The 17970-nt window shown below is 73.9% G+C and carries 14 protein-coding genes; 12 read left to right on the top strand and 2 right to left on the bottom strand.

Features of this window, described 5'->3' with window-relative positions; genetic code table 11:
* Positions 1 to 132: 132 nt before the first annotated feature.
* From BN344_RS13155 to BN344_RS13125, 7 genes are all read left to right on the top strand, one after another.
* Positions 133 to 1029, top strand: a complete 897-nt coding sequence (locus BN344_RS13155; protein ID WP_040338830.1) for a hypothetical protein — start codon at positions 133 to 135, stop codon at positions 1027 to 1029.
* A 364-nt stretch (positions 1030 to 1393) separates the two neighbouring features.
* Positions 1394 to 2521 carry a protein-glutamate methylesterase/protein-glutamine glutaminase gene (locus BN344_RS13150; RefSeq protein WP_040338829.1) on the top strand — a complete coding sequence of 376 codons (1128 nt, stop codon included), beginning with the start codon at positions 1394 to 1396 and terminating at the stop codon, positions 2519 to 2521.
* Positions 2518 to 3342: a CheR family methyltransferase gene (locus BN344_RS13145; protein WP_040338828.1), complete on the top strand. Its 825-nt coding sequence runs from the start codon at positions 2518 to 2520 to the stop codon at positions 3340 to 3342. The genes BN344_RS13150 and BN344_RS13145 overlap by 4 nt, the downstream gene beginning before the upstream one ends.
* Before the next feature lie 2 nt (positions 3343 to 3344).
* Entirely contained in the window at positions 3345 to 3728 is a 384-nt protein-coding gene (locus BN344_RS13140) for a response regulator (RefSeq protein ID WP_040338827.1), read from the top strand.
* A complete protein-coding gene (locus BN344_RS13135) occupies positions 3725 to 4240 on the top strand; it encodes a chemotaxis protein CheX (RefSeq protein WP_051515861.1) in 516 nt (171 codons plus the stop codon). Before BN344_RS13140 ends, BN344_RS13135 begins: the two co-directional genes overlap by 4 nt.
* Positions 4241 to 4317: 77 nt before the next feature.
* Positions 4318 to 4680 (top strand): response regulator, encoded by a 363-nt coding sequence (locus BN344_RS13130; RefSeq protein ID WP_040338826.1) that lies wholly within the window; start codon positions 4318 to 4320, stop codon positions 4678 to 4680.
* Positions 4677 to 5165 (top strand): hypothetical protein, encoded by a 489-nt coding sequence (locus BN344_RS13125; RefSeq protein ID WP_040338825.1) that lies wholly within the window; start codon positions 4677 to 4679, stop codon positions 5163 to 5165. Before BN344_RS13130 ends, BN344_RS13125 begins: the two co-directional genes overlap by 4 nt.
* A 108-nt stretch (positions 5166 to 5273) precedes the next feature.
* Here the strand turns inward: BN344_RS13125 and BN344_RS13120 are convergent, their stop codons facing one another.
* On the bottom strand, positions 5274 to 5735 hold the full coding sequence (locus BN344_RS13120) for an ATP-binding protein (RefSeq protein WP_040338824.1): 462 nt from the start codon (positions 5733 to 5735) through the stop codon (positions 5274 to 5276).
* A gap of 204 nt (positions 5736 to 5939) precedes the next feature.
* Between BN344_RS13120 and BN344_RS13115 the strand changes: the two genes are divergently transcribed.
* Complete coding sequence (locus BN344_RS13115; protein ID WP_155858870.1) at positions 5940 to 7643, top strand: PP2C family protein-serine/threonine phosphatase; 1704 nt, start codon at positions 5940 to 5942, stop codon at positions 7641 to 7643.
* 17 nt (positions 7644 to 7660) lie between these two features.
* Here BN344_RS13115 and BN344_RS13110 read toward each other — a convergent pair whose 3' ends face one another.
* Positions 7661 to 8869, bottom strand: a complete 1209-nt coding sequence (locus BN344_RS13110; RefSeq protein WP_040339235.1) for an ATP-binding protein — start codon at positions 8867 to 8869, stop codon at positions 7661 to 7663.
* Positions 8870 to 9030: 161 nt separating this feature from the next.
* Between BN344_RS13110 and BN344_RS13105 the strand changes: the two genes are divergently transcribed.
* The 4 genes from BN344_RS13105 (at position 9031) to BN344_RS13090 (ending at position 17923) form a co-directional block, all read left to right on the top strand.
* Positions 9031 to 9402 (top strand): phage holin family protein, encoded by a 372-nt coding sequence (locus tag BN344_RS13105; RefSeq protein ID WP_051515943.1) that lies wholly within the window; start codon positions 9031 to 9033, stop codon positions 9400 to 9402.
* Between the two features lie 67 nt (positions 9403 to 9469).
* Positions 9470 to 14488 carry an NAD-glutamate dehydrogenase gene (locus BN344_RS13100; RefSeq protein WP_081788584.1) on the top strand — a complete coding sequence of 1673 codons (5019 nt, stop codon included), beginning with the start codon at positions 9470 to 9472 and terminating at the stop codon, positions 14486 to 14488.
* A gap of 199 nt (positions 14489 to 14687) precedes the next feature.
* Positions 14688 to 16547, top strand: a complete 1860-nt coding sequence (locus tag BN344_RS13095; protein WP_040338823.1) for a glycoside hydrolase family 15 protein — start codon at positions 14688 to 14690, stop codon at positions 16545 to 16547.
* Positions 16544 to 17923 (top strand): glucose-6-phosphate dehydrogenase, encoded by a 1380-nt coding sequence (locus tag BN344_RS13090; RefSeq protein WP_040338822.1) that lies wholly within the window; start codon positions 16544 to 16546, stop codon positions 17921 to 17923. Before BN344_RS13095 ends, BN344_RS13090 begins: the two co-directional genes overlap by 4 nt.
* Positions 17924 to 17970 lie beyond the last annotated feature (47 nt).

The following is a 17970-nucleotide window of genomic DNA, read 5'->3' as shown; positions in this document are numbered from 1 at the left end:
ACCCAGCGCCACCCACACGCGGCCGTCACCCCCTCGCCCTCCCGCGAAGGAGTGACGGCCGCGCGTCGTTGCACTCGCGCTCCGGGCCCGGAGCCGCCAGCATGGTCGGACCGACCTCTGGAGGCGACTGCCGTGCCCTACTCGCTGGTCAGCGCCGCGACCCTCGGATTCGACCTGGTCCGCCTGCAGGGCGGCCGCGCGGTCGCCGACGTCCTCCTGGCCGGCCTGGGCGCCGACGCCGACGCCCTCCGCCGGGTCGCCGCCGCCCACCCCTGCCGTGGCCTGACCGTCGAGGAGCGCCAGCAGTCGGCCGTACGCGGCCGCAAGGCGCGCGAGATGGCCGCCTCCGTGCCGCACATGCGCAGTGCGGCGTCCGCCGGCGACCGCGCCGCCGTGCTCGTCGCCCAGCTCGAGCAGGGCACGATCGGTGACGCACCCACCCTCGAGCGGCTGCTCCGCGACGACGTGCTGGGGCCGGAACACACGGCCGCGGCCGAGCTCGGCGACGACGAGCGCGACGAGGCGGTCTCCGTCCTCGCCGACGCCGCGGTGGGCTACTGGGCCGCCGGCGTCCTGCCGCCGCTGGTGCGCCGCGAGCTCACCGGCGCGTTCGACCGCAGCCTGGAGCGCGGCGAGCTGACCGTGCCCGCCGTCGGCGCCGATCTGGGACCTGCCGCCGTCGAACTCGCGGCCCTGCTCGAGGCCCTCCGTGGGCTCGACCGGTCCGGACGGGCCGCCTGGCGTGCCGCCGTCGACGAGGGCCGCCCGCAGCAGCGCCCCTGGGCCGCCGCCATGCACGAGGCCTCGTGGGCCGCGCACGTGTCCGGGCGCACCCGTGTCCTCGCCGCCGCCCAGCTGCACGCCGTCCAGGCGTTCCTCGACGGCGGCTTCGACCTGCACGACGGAGCGGCCGGCGTCTGGAACGCGGTCGCCGGCTGCGTGCAGGGCGTCGCGATGAGCGACCTCGTGGACGAGGCATCCCTCGCCGTCCTGCGGGCGCCCTGGGCCCGCGTCACCGAAGCGCACTGAGCCGCCGCGGCAGCTCCTGCCGCATCCCCGACCTGAACGAGCAGGTCAGCCGCCCGACGTGCCAGTGGCGCCGGGCGGCTTCGTGCCGTCCGTCGGTCACCTCCCCCGCAGTGTCGACTCATCGTCGAAATGCCATTTCGACATTGCGGAGAATGGTCACCATCGAATTGCGTAACGAGTCCGCGGCGGCCCTTTCTTTTGCTCGTGTGACCACCGATGCTTCTGAGGCGGATGAGGCGAGGGCAGTGACCCCGAGCCATTCGCATAGCGCACAACCGATCCCGCTCAAGCAGGGGTGAGGGAGTGCCGATAAAGGTGTGAACAGCCTGACTGGGCTGCCCAGTCAGTGAGCAGGAGGACACGCGTGAACCCGATCCGGGTGATGGTCGTCGACGACTCCGTCGTCGTCCGCAAGATCGTGACCGACGTGCTCTCCGCCGACCCCGGCATCGAGGTGGTCGGCACCGCCGTCAACGGCAAGGTCGCCGTCGCGAAGCTGGCCCAGCTCGAGCCCGACCTCGTGACGATGGACATCGAGATGCCGGAGATGGACGGCATCGAGGCGGTCCGGGCGATCCGCTCGGGCAGCGGCGGGCAGAAGTACAGCCGCGTGCCGATCGTCATGTTCAGCACGCTGACCGAGCGCGGCGCCTCGGCGACCCTCGACGCCCTGTCCTCCGGGGCGAATGACTACGTGACCAAGCCGGCCAACGTCGGCAGCGTGGCCCAGTCCATGGAGAGCGTGCGCGAGCAGCTCATCCCGAAGATCAAGGCGCTCACCGGCCGCCCGGTCAGCACCCCGCAGCCGCGTGCCGCAGCCCTGCCCCCTCCCCCGCCGGCAGCCCCCCGCACCGGCCCGGGCAAGAAGCCGGCAGTGCTGGTGATCGGCTCGTCCACCGGCGGCCCCGAGGCCCTGGCCAAGGTCCTCCCCCAGCTCCCGGCGTCCCTGCCCGTGCCGGTGCTGCTCGTCCAGCACATGCCGCCGGTCTTCACCCGGCAGTTCGCCCAGCGTCTCGACCGGCTGTGCCCGCTGCGCGTCGTCGAGGCCTCCGACGGGTCGCCGCTGGTGCCCGGCACCGTGCACCTCGCCCCCGGCGACCACCACCTCGTGGTGCCCCCGGTCGGCCCCGGCGGGCGCGCGGGACTGCAGACCGGCCTCAACCAGGGGCCGCCCGAGAACTTCTGCCGACCCGCGGTCGACCCGCTGTTCCGTTCGGTCGTGACCGCGTTCGACGGCGCCGTCCTGGCGGTCGTGCTGACCGGCATGGGTTCGGACGGGCGCAACGGCGCCGGTGAGATCCGCGCCGCCGGCGGCACGGTGATCGTCCAGGACCAGAACACCTCGGTCGTGTGGGGCATGCCCGGCGCGATCAGCCAGGCCGGTTACGCCGACGAGGTGCTCCCCCTCGACCGCATCCCCGATGCCATCACCCGCCATCTCGCCGGCGTTCCCGGCGCCCGCACCGCAACTGCCGCTGGAGCCCCCCGATGACGCTCACCACGACCAGCTTCGACTGGGTGCGGCAGCTGGTGCACCGCGAGAGCGCGATCGTGCTCCAGCCGGGCAAGGAGTACCTCGTCGAGGCGCGCCTGCTGCCCATCGCGCGGAAGGCCGGCCTGACCGACGTCTCCCAGTTCGTCGACTCGGTGCGCAACCGGCCGGACCCCGACAGCACCCGCCGGATCGTCGAGGCGCTCACCACCAACGAGACCTCGTGGTTCCGTGACGGCGACCCGTTCACCGCGCTGACCTCGACCGTCCTGCCGTCGCTGCTCGCGGCGCGCGGGCCGAACGAGCGGCTGCAGATCTGGTCGGCCGCCTGCTCCAGCGGGCAGGAGCCGTACACGATCGCGATGCTCCTCGAGGACGCCCTGCCCAACGCGGCGACCCGCGTCGCGATCACGGCGACCGATCTCTCCCGCGAGATGGTCGAGCGCACCGCCGCGGGCCGGTTCAGCCAGCTCGAGGTGAACCGCGGGCTCCCGGCTCCCATGCTGGTCCGGCACTTCACCCGTGCCGGCACCGAGTGGGAGGTGGCCGCGCCGCTGCGCCGGATGGTCACCGCCCGCGAGTGCAACCTGGCCGCGCCGCTGCCGCGGATGGGCCCGTTCGACGTCGTGTACCTGCGCAACGTCCTCATCTACTTCGACCTGTCCACCAAGCAGGCGATCCTCCGCCGGGTGCGCGAGCTCATGCGCCCCGACGGCTGGCTCTTCCTCGGCGCCGCGGAGACCACGCTCGGCGTCGACGACTCATGGGAGCGGGTCGTCGTCGGCCGCAGCTCCGCCTACCGCCCGCTGAAGGGGGCCTGAACGTGCGTGCTCTGGTGATCGACGACTCCCGCGCGATGCGCCGGATCGTGTCCGGGATCCTCATCGGCCTGGGCTACGAGATCCGGGACGCCGGCCACGGCCGGGAAGGGCTCGACGTCCTCGACGAGGGCTGGATCCCCGAACTGGTCTGCGTCGACTGGAACATGCCGGTGATGGACGGGCTGCAGTTCGTCTCCGCCGTGCGCTCCAACCCGGCCTGGCGCTCCGTGACCATCATGATGGTCACCTCGGAGAGCGAGCACACGCAGATCGTGCGGGCCCTGGCCGCCGGCGCCCACGAGTACGTGATCAAGCCGTTCACCGCCGACGCCATCCGCGACAAGCTCGCGCTGCTCGGCCTGCTCCCCCAGGAGGCTGCCCTGTGACCACTCTCGACTCGGGGGAGCGCCGGCGCGCCGGTGACTCCCGGCCCGTGATCACGGAGCTGATCGACGAGCTCACCGTGGAGTCCATCGCCGGCGAGGCGTGGATCTCGCTCGTCGGCGAGGACGAGGTCCTGGTGCCGCTGCCCGGCGAGCTCCCGGCCGACGCGCTGTCCAGCTGGGTCGACGTCGTCGGCCCGTGGACGGGCTCCGTCGTCCTCACCACCGGGCGGGACACCGCCGCCGAGCTGACCCGGGCACTGCTCCGCGAGTCCGCCCCGGCGGAGCTCGAGGACGAGGACGTCACCGACGCGTTCGGCGAGATCGCCAACGTGGTCGGAGGCAACGTGAAGGCGGCCCTCCCCGGGCCGTCGGCTCTCAGCCTGCCCGACGTGGGCCCCGCCCCCGACGTGCGCAACCCGGCAGACGTGTGCCGCATCGACGTGCTGTGGCGCGGCCAGCCGGTCTCCATCTCCGTGCAGGGCGCCCTCCCGGCCCTGCCGGCCGCCCACTGACCCCCAGACCCGACCCCCAGAACCTGACCCCCAGAACCTGACCCCCAGAACCTGACCCCCCAGAACGGAGTGCCACTGTGAAGATCCTCGTCGCCGACGACAGCCGCGTCATGCGGCAGATCGTCATCCGAACCCTGCGACAGGCCGGCTACGACGACCACGACATCGTCGAGGCCGAGGACGGCGCCGACGCGCTGGCCAAGGTCGGCTCGGAGAAGCCCGACCTGGTCCTGTCGGACTGGAACATGCCGAACATGACCGGCATCGAGTGCCTGGAGGCCCTGCGCTCGTCCGGGTCCACCGTGCCGTTCGGTTTCGTGACCTCGGAGGGCTCCCCGGAGATGCGGGAGAAGGCGGCCAACGCCGGCGCCCTGTTCCTCATCGCCAAGCCGTTCAACGAGGAGACCTTCCAGGAGGCTCTCAGCGGGGTGATCGCATGACCACCGGCACCGTGCCCCTGCCCACGCTCAAGGGCGTCCGCGACATGCTCACCGGCCTGGTGGGCAAGCCGGTCGGTGTCACGCCGGGCGAGCCGGTCACCCCGGCGCCCGACCGTCCGGTCGCGGTGGCCGTGTACGTCGACCCGTACATGAACGTCAACGCCCTCTGCCTGATGGACCTGGGTGCAGCGGCCTACACCGGCTCCGCGCTGGCGCTGCTGCCCCCCGGTGGCGCGCAGGACGCGGTCGAGGAGGACGGCGAGCTGACCGGCATGCAGGTCGAGGCCCTGCACGAGGTCGTCAACGTCTTCGCCGCGCTGTTCAACGCCGAGGGTGCGCCGCACTCGAAGCTGGACAAGCTGTACGCGCCGGGCGCGGACGTGCCCGGTGACATCGCGGGGATGCTCGCCGCCTTCAACCGGGTCGACGTCGCCATCGACGTGCCCACCTACGGCAAGGGCGCGATCTCGCTCGTCCTGCCGTAACGCGATGACACCGTCGTCCTACCGGACGACACGGCGCCCACGGGCCACCACAGACGCCCCGGGACGGCGCAGGAACTCCGGTTCCCGCCGTCCCGGGCGCTGTGCTTCTCAGGCCGGGACGGCGGCCCGCTCCTCGGCCTCCGTCGGCAGACACGCCCAGACGTGCTTCGCGCCCTCGTCGACGTACCAGCCGTGGGCGACCGACAGGCGCGCCACCAGGTGCAGCCCCATGCCGCCCTGGGCCGGGTCGCGGTCGACCGCCGGGGAGGGCAGGGCCTCGGGCGCGCGGTCGCTCACGTCGAGCAGCCACCCGCCGCTGCCGGCGACCACGGTGGCCACGACCGGGGACTCCCCGTGCCGCAGGGCGTTGGAGGCGAGCTCGTCGAAGGCCAGCACCAGCTGCTCGCCGGGGGTGTCCTCCTCCGCGGGTGACACCCCGGAGGCGCTGAGCCGGCTGCGCAGTGCGGCGCGAGCGGCCGGGAGCTCGGCGAGGGCACCGAGGTTCCAGCGCCACACCTCCCCGCGGCCGTCCGGCAGCGGCCGCAGCGGCCACGACAGACGACGCCCCATGACTCCCCCTCGCTAGCTCCCCGTCAGGACCCAGGGGTGCCCCGGCCGGCGGGCGGGAAAACCGTGCGGACCCTCCTGGCCTGACCCGTGTGAGGGAGACCATCTGCGGTGCGCCGCCCAGGAGTCGTCGGAAGGGGTGACGCCGCGCCCCCGGGACGAGCCGAGCCGCCGGGAGCGCACCGGCCATGCGGCAGAGTGGGCGGCATGGAACCCGACGTGCCGACGCTGCAGGGTGACCTGCTGCTGCAGGCCGTCCAGGGCATGGAGCGCCCGCTCTTCGTCCTCGCGGAGGACTGGCGCTTCCGGTACGTCAACCCCGCGGGCGCCCGCGTGCTCGATCGCACCGTCGAGGGACTGATCGGCCGCGACGTCTGGGAGGAGTTCCCCGAGGCGGTCGGTAGCCCGTTCGAGCAGCTGTACCGCCGGGTGCGGGCGACGAGGGAGACCGGTTCCACCGAGGCGTGGTTCGAGCCGCTGGGCAAGTGGTTCCGGGCCGACGCCTTCCTCACCGAGGCCGGACTCGTCGTCACCTACGACGACGTCACCGAGCGGCGCCGGATCCTCGAGGAACGCGAGCAGGCCGGCCGCCACCTGATGCTGCTGGGCGACATCAACCTGGCGATGACCTCGACGTTCGACACCGACGAGGCCGTGGACCGGTTCGCCCGGTTGGTGGTTCCCCTCCTGGCCGACCTGTGCCTGGTCAGCGTCGTCGACCCCGACGGGACCCGCCGGGACATCGGGCGCGCCCACAGCGACCCCGACCTGGTCGAGGCCATGCACCGCTACGCCGACGCCCGCGTGGCCACCAACCGGCCGAGCGCTCCGGTCCCCACGGCCCTGCGTGACAGCCGGCCGGTGATCATCCCCCAGCTCACCGACGCCCACGTCGAGGCCATGGTGGCCAACCCCGAGGCGCGGGCGGCGCTGCGCCCCCTCGACATCACCGCCGTCGCGGTCTTCCCGCTGATCGCGCGGGGCGAGACCTTCGGGGCCCTGACGCTGGCCAACGGCTCCGGGCGGGGCGCCCACACCGAGGCGGAGCTGCGGACGGCCGAGATCGCCTCCCGTCGCGCCGCGCTCGCGCTGGACAACGCCCGGCTGGCCGCGGCCAGCCAGCAGGTGGCCGAGCGGCTGCAGCTGAGCCTCCTCTCCCCGCCGGTGCAGCCCGACCGCCTCGAGCTCTCCGTGCGCTACCGGCCCGCCACCCGCGGGGTGTCGATCGGCGGCGACTGGTACGACGCTTTCCTGCAGCCCGACGGCGACACGGTGCTGGTCATCGGCGACGTCATGGGCCACGACATCGAGGCCGCCGCGGCCATGGGTCAGGTCAAGACCCTCGTGCGCGGCATCGGCTACGACCGCCTCGACGAGCCGGCCGGGCTGCTGCGCCGCGTCGACCACGCCCTGGTCGGCCTGGACGTCCCTGCGATGGCCACGGCGCTGGTGGCCCGGGTGGAGCTGGTCGGCGATCCCGAGGGCCGGCCGGCCCGGCAGCTCCGCTGGGCGACGGCGGGGCACCCGGACCCGTTGCTGCTGCTCGAGGACGGCACGGTCATCGACCTCGCGGCGCCGATCGGGCCGCCGGTCGGCATCGGCTGGCTGGGGCCGAGGACGGACGCGGTCAGCCCGCTCCCCGACGGCAGCACGCTGCTGCTGTTCACCGACGGCCTCTTCGAGCGTCGCACCATGCTGCTGGACGAGGGACGCGACCTGCTCCGCGACCTGGTCGGCGGCTCGGCCGGGCTCCCGCTGGACGCCCTCTGCGACCGCTTGCTGACCGGGATGCTGGACGCCGACGTCGAGGACGACGTCGCGGTGCTGGCCGTGCGGATGCACCCGCTGGGCGCCCAACGCCCCGAGGAGGCCGGCCCCGAGCTGCTGCCTCCCGCTCTCCCGATCCTCTGAGGAGGACGGGTCCTCCATCAGTCGGGATGACGCAGCAGGTAGCGGCCGAAGTGCGGCACGGTGAAGGCGATCTGCCCGCGCTCGGCGGAGTAGACCAGGCCCTTCTTGATCAGCGAGTCGCGCGCTGGGGAGAGCGACGCCGGCTTGCGGCCGAGCGAGACGGCGACCTCCGACGTGAGCACCGCCGCCCCGCCCGGACCACCGAGCTCGGCCATCGCGTGCATGTACTCCCGCTCGGCGGGCGTGGCCCGGTCGTAGCGGGAGCCGAAGAAGCCCACGGCCAGTTCGGCCTCGGCGACCGGCGCGGCCATGGCGACGTCGGCGGCGGTGATGGGGGAGGAGGCGGCGACGTCCCAGGTGACCTTGCCGTAGGCCTGCACGAAGTAGGGGTAGCCGTCCGCCGCGTCGTAGAGGGCGTCCAGGGCCCCTTGCTCGAACTCGACGCCCTCGCGCCCGGCCGGCGCGATGAGCGCCCGGTCGGCGGCATCGCGCTCGAGCCGGTCGATGCGCAGGTAGCGGAAGAGCCGCTCCGAGTAGCTCTTGGAGGCGGAGAGGACGGCGGGCAGGTGGGGGAGACCCGCGCCGACGACGATCAGCGGCGACCCCTGCTGGGAGAGCTCGTGGCAGGCGGCACAGATGGCGGAGACGTCGTCCGGCTGCACGTCCTGCATCTCGTCGATGAACAGGGCGATCCCGCTGCCGATGTCGGCCGCGACGCCGGCGGCGTCGCTGAGCAGCTCGACCAGGTCGATCTCCATGTCGCCGGAGTCGGCCCGCCCGGTGGCGGCGGGGACGTCGATGCCCGGCTGCCAGCGGTCGCGGACCTTGGTCGGTGCACCGGAGGAGCCGGCGGGCTGCCCCCGCATGGCGAAGGCCTTCACCACGCCCAGGACCTCGGCCACCGACTCCTGGTCGCCGTGCCGAGGGCCGAGTTCCCGCAGGGCCATGTGCAGCGCGGAGGAGACCGGGCGGCGCAGCGACTGATCCGGGCGGGCCTCGATCTTGCCGGTGCCCCAGCCGCGCGAGATGGCCGCCGACCGCAGCTGGTTGAGCAGCACCGTCTTCCCGACGCCGCGCAGGCCGGTGAGCACCAGCGAACGCTCCGGCCGTCCGTGCGCGATGCGCTCCAGGACGACGTCGAAGGCCGACAGCTCGCCGTCCCGGCCGGCCAGCTCGGGCGGGCGCTGCCCCGCTCCCGGCGCGTACGGGTTCCGCACGGGATCCATGGCGAGCACCGTATGGCGTTCTCTAGCCGGATCCGTAGACATCGGTAGAACGACCTAGCGTGTCGCGAGTGGCGTCTGAGGTCGTCTAGGTGAACCGCTAGACACCGCCAGACGGTCGGAGATCCCGCGCTCCGCCCGCTCGCGGCGCTAGCGTCGTGCTCGTGATCAAGTTCCTGCTGAGGGTGGTCATCCTCGCCGCGGTCTTCTACGGGCTCACCTACTTCGACGTGCTGTCGGGCCTGGACATCGAGCCCAATCCGGACGGCCCGCTCGGCGAGTACGGCACCTACCTCTGGATCGGCCTGATCTTCGGCGTGATCAACGCCGTCGTCGGCCCGGTGCTGCGGCTGCTCTCGCTGCCCTTCGTGGTGCTGACCCTGGGCCTGTTCCTCCTGGTGGTCAACGCCGCGCTGCTGGGTCTCACCGCGGCCGTCACCGACCGCATGACCATCGACGGCTTCGGCACCGCGCTCATCGGCGGCCTGATCCTGGCCCTCGCCGGCTGGGTGGCCGACCAGCTCCTCGACCGCTGAGCCGCGCCGCCTCGCCAGGTTCCGCGCCACCAGGAGAAGTGGCGCGGACCGCAGTAGCGTCGACGGCATGGCGAGCAGCACCGGCGCCGCCCCGGAAGCCGCGGCGCGCGGCGCGCAGGACGGCACGGGTCCCCTGAGCGAGCTGGCCGTCCTGGAGGCCGCGCGCGAGGAGAAGCGCCGGCTGCTCGACGACGCCGCCCGCCAGGCCGTCGCCCGGCTGGACCCGCGGACGGGATACCCGGCCGGCTGCACGGCCGACGACGTCCCGGCCCTCCTGCGGCGCTACTACTGGAGCGCACCGGCGGTCGAGGTGCGGGAGCGCGCGCCGGACGAACTGGCCCAGCTCGCGCTCGGTCACGTGGCCGCGGCCCGCATCAGGCCTCCCGGCGCCGCGCTGGTCGACGTCGTCCACGCGCCCGACGGTGTGGCGATCGTCCGGCTCGCGACCGACGACATGCCCCACCTGGTCGACTCGGTCACCACCGAGGTGGTGCGTCAGGGTTTCGTCATCGCCCACGTCATCCATCCCGTCCTCGTGGTGCGCCGCGACCTGCGCGGGCGGCTCGAGTCCTTCTGCGATGCCGCCGCCACCGAGGACTGCGGCCCCGGCGCGCTCGCCGAGTCCTGGATGGCCGTCGTCCTCGACGGGCCGCTGGACGACGAGGCCGCTGCCGACCTGGTGGCGGGGCTGCGCACCGTGCTCGACGACGTCCGGGCCGTCGTCGAGGACACCTCCCGGCTGCGCACCCGGTTGCTGGACCTCGCGGCCGGGCTGGAGGACCGCGCCCGGGGCGCCGGGCCGTCCGACCCCGCGTCCGACCCCGCGTCCGATCAGGCGCCCGCCGACCCCGCCGACGACCCGGCCGAGGCGGCCGCGCTGCTCCGCTGGCTGGCCGACGGCAACTTCCTGCTGCTCGGCGCCCGGGACGTGGACCTGGACCGGGATGGCAGCGGCCCCCGGTCCACCCGCGCCGTGGCCGGCAGCGGCCTGGGGGTGCTGCGCAGCGACATCGACCTGAAGGCCCCGTCGCCGACCCCCGAAGCGGCCGAGGTCGCCGGCGGGCGCCTGCTCACCGTGACCAAGGCCGACCTGCGCTCGTCGGTGCACCGCCGCACCTGGCTGGACCTGGTCGTGCTCACCCTCCCTCGCGGCGACGGACCGGGGATGCGCCAGTACCGCTTCGTCGGGCTGTTCCCGACGACGGCCACCACGACCAGCGTGCTGGACGTGCCCGTGGTGCGCCGCCGGGTGGCCGCGGTCGTGGCCCGCTCGGGTGTGCCGGCGGACAGCCACACCGGCAAGGAGCTGCTGGAGATCCTCGAGACCTATCCCCGCGACGAGCTGTTCCAGGTCGGCACCGACGAGCTCCTCCCGGTGGCCAACGCCGTCCTGGAGCTGCAGGAGCGCCGCCAGACCCGGCTGTTCCTCCGCCGCGACCCCACCGGCCGGTTCTGGTCGGCGGTGGTCTACCTCCCCCGCGACCGCTACACGACGGCCGTGCGGCTGGCGATGCAGCGGCTGCTGCTCGAACGGCTCGGCGGCCGGAGCATCGAGTACACGGCCCGCTCGACGGAGTCGGTGCTGGCGCGGCTGCACTTCGTCGTCCGCCTCCAGGTGGGCCACAAGGGCCGGCCCGGTCCGGTGACCGTCGACGCCGACGAGCTGCAGGCCGAGCTGGCCGCGGCCGCCCGCAGCTGGACCGACGACCTGGCCGATGCGCTCGCCGCCCGGCACGCGGACGACGGGGAACGGCTGTTCGCCCGGGTCGCCGACGCCTTCCCGGCCGCGTACCAGGAGGACTTCCCGGCAGAGCGGGCCGTCGACGACCTCGCCCGGCTCGACGCCCTCGCCGAGGGGCAGCTGTCGCTGCTGCTGTGGACGCCGCCCGGCGCGGCCCCCGGCGAGCGGCGGTTGACGGTGTACCGCGTGGGGGAGCGGCTGCTGCTGTCGGAGATGCTGCCGCTCCTGCAGAACATGGGTGTCTCCGTCGTCGACGAGCGGCCCTACGAGATCGACCGGATCGGCAGCCCGCTGTCGTGGATCTACGACTTCGGGGTGGCCGTCCCGCCCGTGGACCTCCCGCTGCTGCGCTCGCTGCCCGAGCGCTTCACCGACGCCCTCGGCGCGGTCTGGCGCGGGGAGGCCGAGGACGACGGGCTGGGCGCGCTGGTCATGCTGGCCGGGCTGAACTGGCGTCAGGTCTCCGTGGTGCGGGCCTACGTGCAGTGGCTGCGCCAGGCCGGGCTGCCGTTCAGCCAGGCCTACGTCGAGTCGACGCTGGCCGACCACCCCGACGTCGTCGCGCGCCTGGTGGCGCTGTTCGAGGCACGCTTCTCCCCGCGCGGCAGCGGACGCGAGGAGCGGCAGGTGGTGCTCACCGAGTCGCTGCGGCAGTCCATCGGCGAGGTCGCCTCGCTCGACGCCGACCGGGTGCTCTCCTCCCTGCTGGCCGCGATCACGGCCACCCAGCGCACCACGTACTACGCCATGTCGTCCCCGCCCCATCCGGCGCTGGCGCTCAAGCTCGACCCGACCTCGGTGCCGGACCTGCCCGAGCCGCGGCCGGCGCACGAGGTCTGGGTGAGCTCGCCCCGGGTGATGGGCGTGCACCTGCGGTTCGGCAAGGTCGCGCGCGGCGGTCTGCGGTGGTCCGACCGGCGGGAGGACCTGCGCACCGAGATCCTCGGCCTGGTCAAGGCGCAGATGGTCAAGAACACCGTCATCGTCCCGACCGGCGCGAAGGGCGGCTTCGTGGTGAAGCGGCCACCCGCCGATCCCTCCCGCGAGGCCCAGCTCGCCGAGGGGCAGGCCTGCTACCGGATCTTCATCGGCGCCCTGCTCTCGCTCACCGACAACCTCTCGGAAGGCCGCGTGGTGCCGGCCGACAAGGTCGTCCGGTACGACGGCGACGACACCTACCTCGTCGTCGCCGCCGACAAGGGGACGGCGACCTTCTCCGACCTGGCCAACTCCATCGCCCTGGAGCGCGGCTACTGGCTCGGGGACGCATTCGCCTCGGGCGGTTCGGTCGGCTACGACCACAAGGCCATGGGCATCACCGCCCGCGGCGCCTGGGAGTCGGTGACCCGGCACTTCCGCGAGCTCGACGTGGACGTGCAGGCCGAGGACGTCACCGTCGTCGGCGTCGGCGACATGTCCGGCGACGTGTTCGGCAACGGGATGCTGCTGTCGGAGCACATCCGGCTCGTGGCGGCCTTCGACCACCGGCACGTCTTCGTCGACCCGGCACCGGACGCGGCGGCGTCCTTCGCCGAGCGGAAGCGCCTGTTCGGGCTGCCGCGCTCCTCGTGGGCGGACTACGACGAGGCGCTGATCAGCGCCGGTGGCGGCGTCTGGCCGCGGACGGCGAAGTCGGTGCCGGTGTCCGAGCAGATGCGCCACGCCCTCGGCCTGGCCGCGGACGCGACGACCCTCAGCCCGGAGGAGCTGATCCGGGCGATCCTGCTGGCGCCGGTCGACCTGCTGTTCAACGGCGGCATCGGCACCTACGTGAAGGGCTCGGGCGAGAGCGCCGCGGACGTGGGGGACAAGGCCAACGACGCCGTGCGGGTCGACGGCGGGCAGCTGCGGGTGCGCGTCGTCGGCGAGGGCGGGAACCTGGGCCTGACCCAGCGCGGCCGGATCGAGTACGCGCTGGCCGGTGGGCGGGTGAACACCGACGCCATCGACAACTCCGCCGGCGTCGACACCTCCGACCACGAGGTCAACATCAAGATCGCGCTCAACGCGGTGGTGGACGGCGGCGGGCTCGACGCCGCCGGGCGCGCCGACCTGCTCCAGGCGATGACCGACGAGGTGGCCGCCGCGGTCCTCACCGACAACCACGCGCAGAACGCGGTGCTGGCCGGGGAGGTGGCCACGGCGCGCCAGATGCTCGACGCCCACGAGCGGTTCATGCGGGCGCTGGAGCGCTCCGGCCGGCTCCAGCGGGCCGTCGAGGCGCTGCCCGACGACCGGCAGCTGGCCGAGCGCCGGCGCGACGGGCAGGGCCTGACCGGTCCGGAGCTGTCGGTGCTGCTCGCCTACGCGAAGCTGGACACCGACGCCGCGGTGCTGGGCTCGGACCTGCCCGACGACCCGGCCTTCGAGCCGCTGCTGGTCGGCTACTTCCCCGGGCCGCTGCGCGAGCGGTTCCGCGGCGCCCTCGAGGGCCATCCGCTGCGCCGCGAGATCGTCGCGACCGCGCTGACCAACCGGGCGGTGAACGTCGCCGGGGTCACCGGGCTGTTCCGGCTCGCCGAGGAGACCGGCGTGCCCCTGGCGACGGTCGTGCGGGCGCACGCGGTCGCCCGCGCGGTGTTCGACGTGGACCGGCTGTGGGACGCCGTCCGGCCGCTGGACAACCGCGTGCCGGCCGCCGTGCAGATGGATCTGCGGGCGGAGGCCGGTCGACTGGCCGAGCGGGCGACCCGCTGGCTGCTCCGGCAGCGCGACGTCACCGCCGAGCCCCCGCTGCCGCTCGGGAACGTGACGGATCGGTTCGCCCCGCCGGTGGCGGTCGTCCGGGAGGGGCTGCCCGGCTGGTTGCTGGGGGCGGAGGCCGCCGCGTACGCCGACCGCGCCGGGCGGCTGCGCGACGCGGGCGTGCCCGAGGAGCTGGCCGCCGAGGCCGCCGCCGCTCCTCTCCTGCCCGCGGCCCTGGACCTCGCCGTCATCACCGAGCGGACCGGCGCCCCGGTCGACCTCGCCGGGCGGGTGATGCAGTGCCTGGCCGAGCGCCTGGGCCTGGTGCCGCTCCGCGAGCTGATCACCGCCCTGCCCCGGGACCGGCGCTGGCCCGCCATGGCGCGGGCGTCCCTGCGCGACGACCTGGCCCAGGAGCAGTCCTCGCTCACCGAGGACGTCCTCGGCCTGCGCGGCAGCGACACCGACGATCCGCGCGCGCTGGTCGCGGCGTGGGAGAAGGGCTGGGACGCCGCCCAGGCGCGCGCCGCCGCCCAGCTGGCCGACATCGCCGGCGGCGACCGGTACGAGCTGGCCGAGCTGCTGGTCGCCGTCCGGACGCTGCGCGGCCTGCGCCGCCGCCGCGAGGCCCGGCGCATCCCCCGCCCCACCGAGAAGTGAGCCTCGCTCCCCGCCGAGTCCTACGGACTCGTGGCCATCAGCCGCTGATCGCCACGAGTTCGCATGGTTCGCAGGGCTAGGGACGTGACGGCGCGGGGGTTCCCCGGCGAGCTCACGAGGGCGTCATTCCCCGCGGGGGTTCACCGGCCGCGGAGGGGGAATAGCCCTCGGGAACCCGTCGCCCAGCCGAGGACCTCCTGTGCCGCTGCGCCCCATCGTCCGAACCGACGGCTTCCTGCCCATCGAGGACCACGGGCTCATCGGGGACGGCGCGACCGCCGCGCTCGTGGGGCGGGACGGGAGCATCCCCTGGCTCTGCCTGCCCGACTTCGACAGCCGCCCCTTCGTCGCCGGGCTGCTGGACGCCGAGCGCGGGGGCAGCTTCGCCGTGACGCCCGTGGGACTGCAGAGCTCGGCCCAGCGCTACCTGCCCGACACCGCGGTCCTGGTGACCGACCTGCAGGGACCCGACGGGCGGCTGGAGCTGACCGACTGCATGACCCTGCGGTCGGGCGCCGACCTCGGCGAGCAGGTGCCGGCCGGGCGCGGCGAGCTGCTGCGGCTGGCACGGGTGGTGTCCGGGACGGTGGAGGTGGACGTCCGGCTGGAGCCGCTCGACGGGGTGCAGGTGCGCCAGGAACTCGGCTCGTGGCGGATGCACTGGCCCGCGCACCCGGAGATGCAGCTGCACCTGTGGTGCTCGCACGGGATCGGCGTGGGCCGGGACGGCAGCATCGGGGGCCGGGTCCGGCTGCGCGAGGGCGAGCAGCTGGTCGTGACGCTGCAGTGGTCGGGCCAGACGCTCACCCGGGCGCGGTCCGCGCCCGAGCGGCTCGTCGAGCAGACCGCGGCCGCCTGGCGCGACTGGGCCGAGCACATCGACTACGAGGGGCCGCAGCGGGAGCTCGTCCGCCGATCGGCCCTCACCCTCAAGCTGCTCGACCACGCCTCGACCGGCGCGGTGATGGCCGCGGCCACCTCCTCGTTGCCCGAGGAGATCGGCGGCGTCCGCAACTGGGACTACCGCTACACGTGGGTCCGCGATGCCGCGTTCACCACCTACGCGCTCCGTCGCATCGGGATGCGTGCGGAGGCCGACTCCTTCCTCGCCTGGACGATGCGCAACGTCGAGCGCGACGAGCGGACGAGCATCCTGTACACGCTGGACGGGCGCCGGCCGGGAGCGGAGTGGGAGGACCTCACCCTCTCGGGATACCGCGGCTCCGGCCCCGTCCGGTGGGGCAACGGGGCCGCCCGGCAGGTCCAGCACGACGTGTACGGGGAGCTGCTCGACGTCGCCCACCAGTGGGTGCGGGCCGGGGGAGAGGTGCAGGAGCCGCTGTGGCGGGCCCTCGGTGAGCTCACCGAGCACGCCGTCGCCAACTGGCGGACGCCGGACCACGGCATCTGGGAGATCCGGGACACCGGCCGCCCCTTCACCTACTCGGTGGCGCTGTGCCACGTCGCCGTGGACCGGGCGATCGGCATCGCCGAGGCGCTCGGGCTGTCCTACCCCCGGGAGCGCTGGCAGGCAGCGGCGTCGGAGATCCGCGCGACGCTCCTCGAGGAGGCGTGGGACCCCGAGCGCGGCACGTTCACCGAGCACCTGACGCCGCCGGGAGAGGGGGAGCGGGGCGGGCTGGACGGCTCGCTGCTCACCCTGCCGCTGCGGCGCATCCTCCCCGCCGACGACCCGCGCATGGTCGCCACCACCGACGCCGTCCGCCGGCACCTCGACGCGGGCGACGGGCTGCTCTACCGGTACCTGCACGCCGACTCCCCGGACGGACTCCCGGGCGAGGAGGGCGCGTTCCTGCTGTGCAGCTTCTGGCTCGTCGACAACCTCACCGGCCAGGGCCGGCTGGACGAGGCGCACGAGCTCTACGACAGCCTCTGCCGCCGGGCGAACGAGCTGGGCCTGCTCGCCGAGGAGATCGATCCCTCGACCGGCGCGTTCCTGGGCAACTTCCCGCAGGCGTTCAGCCATGTCGGCGTGATCACCAGCGGGTGGAACCTGGCGCGCGCGGAGGCCGCCCGGGACGGGCAGGACGACCGGTGAACCGCTCGCTGATCGTCCTCGGAGGCACCGGGGACCTCACCGGCCGGCTGCTGCTCCCCGGCCTCGCGGAGCTCCAGCACGCGGGGGAACTGGCCGACGACCTCGCCGTGGTCGCGGTCGGCACGCACGGCCGGACCGACGAGGAGTACCGCTCGTGGGCCCGCGACCGGCTGGCCGCGCACGCGCCCCGCGTCCCGGAGGCCGTGCGGGAGGCGCTCGTGGGGCGGCTGGGCTACGAGCACGGCGACGTGACGGTGCCGGCCGACCTGCGCCGGGCGCTCGAGCGCGCCGGGGGCTCGCCGGTGGTCTACCTGGCCCTGCCGAACACGATCTTCCTCCCGACCCTCGAGGCGCTGGAGCAGGCCGGGCTCCCCGACGGCGCGGTGATCGCGGTCGAGAAGCCCTTCGGCCGGGACCGCGCCGATGCCCGGCGGCTCAACGAGGTGCTGCACCGGCTCGTCCCCGAGGAGCAGGTGTTCCGCACCGACCACTTCCTCGCGATGCAGACGGTGCTGAACATCCTCGGCCTGCGCTTCGCCAACCGTCTGTTCGAGCCGGTGTGGAACGCCAACCACGTCGAGCGGGTCGAGATCGTGTTCGACGAGAGCCTGGCGCTGGAGGGGCGCGCCGGCTACTACGACACCGCCGGCGCGCTGCGCGACATGTTGCAGAACCACCTGCTCCAGCAACTCGCGCTGGTCGCGATGGAGCCGCCGACGGCCATCGACGCGCGCAGTCTCTCCACGCGCAAGGCCGACGTGCTGCGCGCGGTCCGGTCGCCCACGGACATGGCCCGGGACACGGTGCGGGCGCGCTACACGGCGGGGACGGTCGCGGGCCGTGAGCTGCCCGACTACACGGCGGAAGACGGCGTGGAGCCCGCTCGGGGCACCGAGACCTACGCCGAGTTCACGGTCACGGTCGAGAACTGGCGCTGGGCGGGTGTCCCGTTCCGGCTGCGCACCGGCAAGGCGCTGGGCAGCGACCGGCAGGAGATCGCGATCTGGTTCAGGCCGGTGCCGCATCTGGCCTTCGGCGACGGCGACGGCGTGCCGCAGCCCGACGTGCTGCGACTGCGGTTCGACCCGGACGGGATCGCCCTGGAGCTCAACCTCAACGGCGCGGACGACCCGTTCGAGCTGGAGCGCCGCGCTCTCGACATCGCCCTGGCGCCGCCGCGGCTGTCGGCGTACGGACTGCTGCTCCAGGAGATGCTCGCCGGCAGCGCGACGCTGTCGATCAGCGACGTGGAGGCCGAGGAGTCGTGGCGGATCGTCGCGCCCGTCCTCGCGGCATGGCAGGCCGACGAGGTCCCGCTGCTCGAGTACCCGGCGGGGTCCGACGGCCCGGCTCTCGCCCCGTCTCGGGATGTCTAGCCGCATTGCTAGACGCCGCTAGAGGAGGCCAGAAGCGGATCTCGAAG

Source organism: Candidatus Blastococcus massiliensis AP3 (genome assembly GCF_000582785.1).
GTDB lineage: Bacteria > Actinomycetota > Actinomycetes > Mycobacteriales > Geodermatophilaceae > Blastococcus > Blastococcus massiliensis.
The sequence above is the reverse complement of the archived record's forward strand: the minus strand, read 5'-3'. Positions and strand labels throughout refer to the sequence as shown.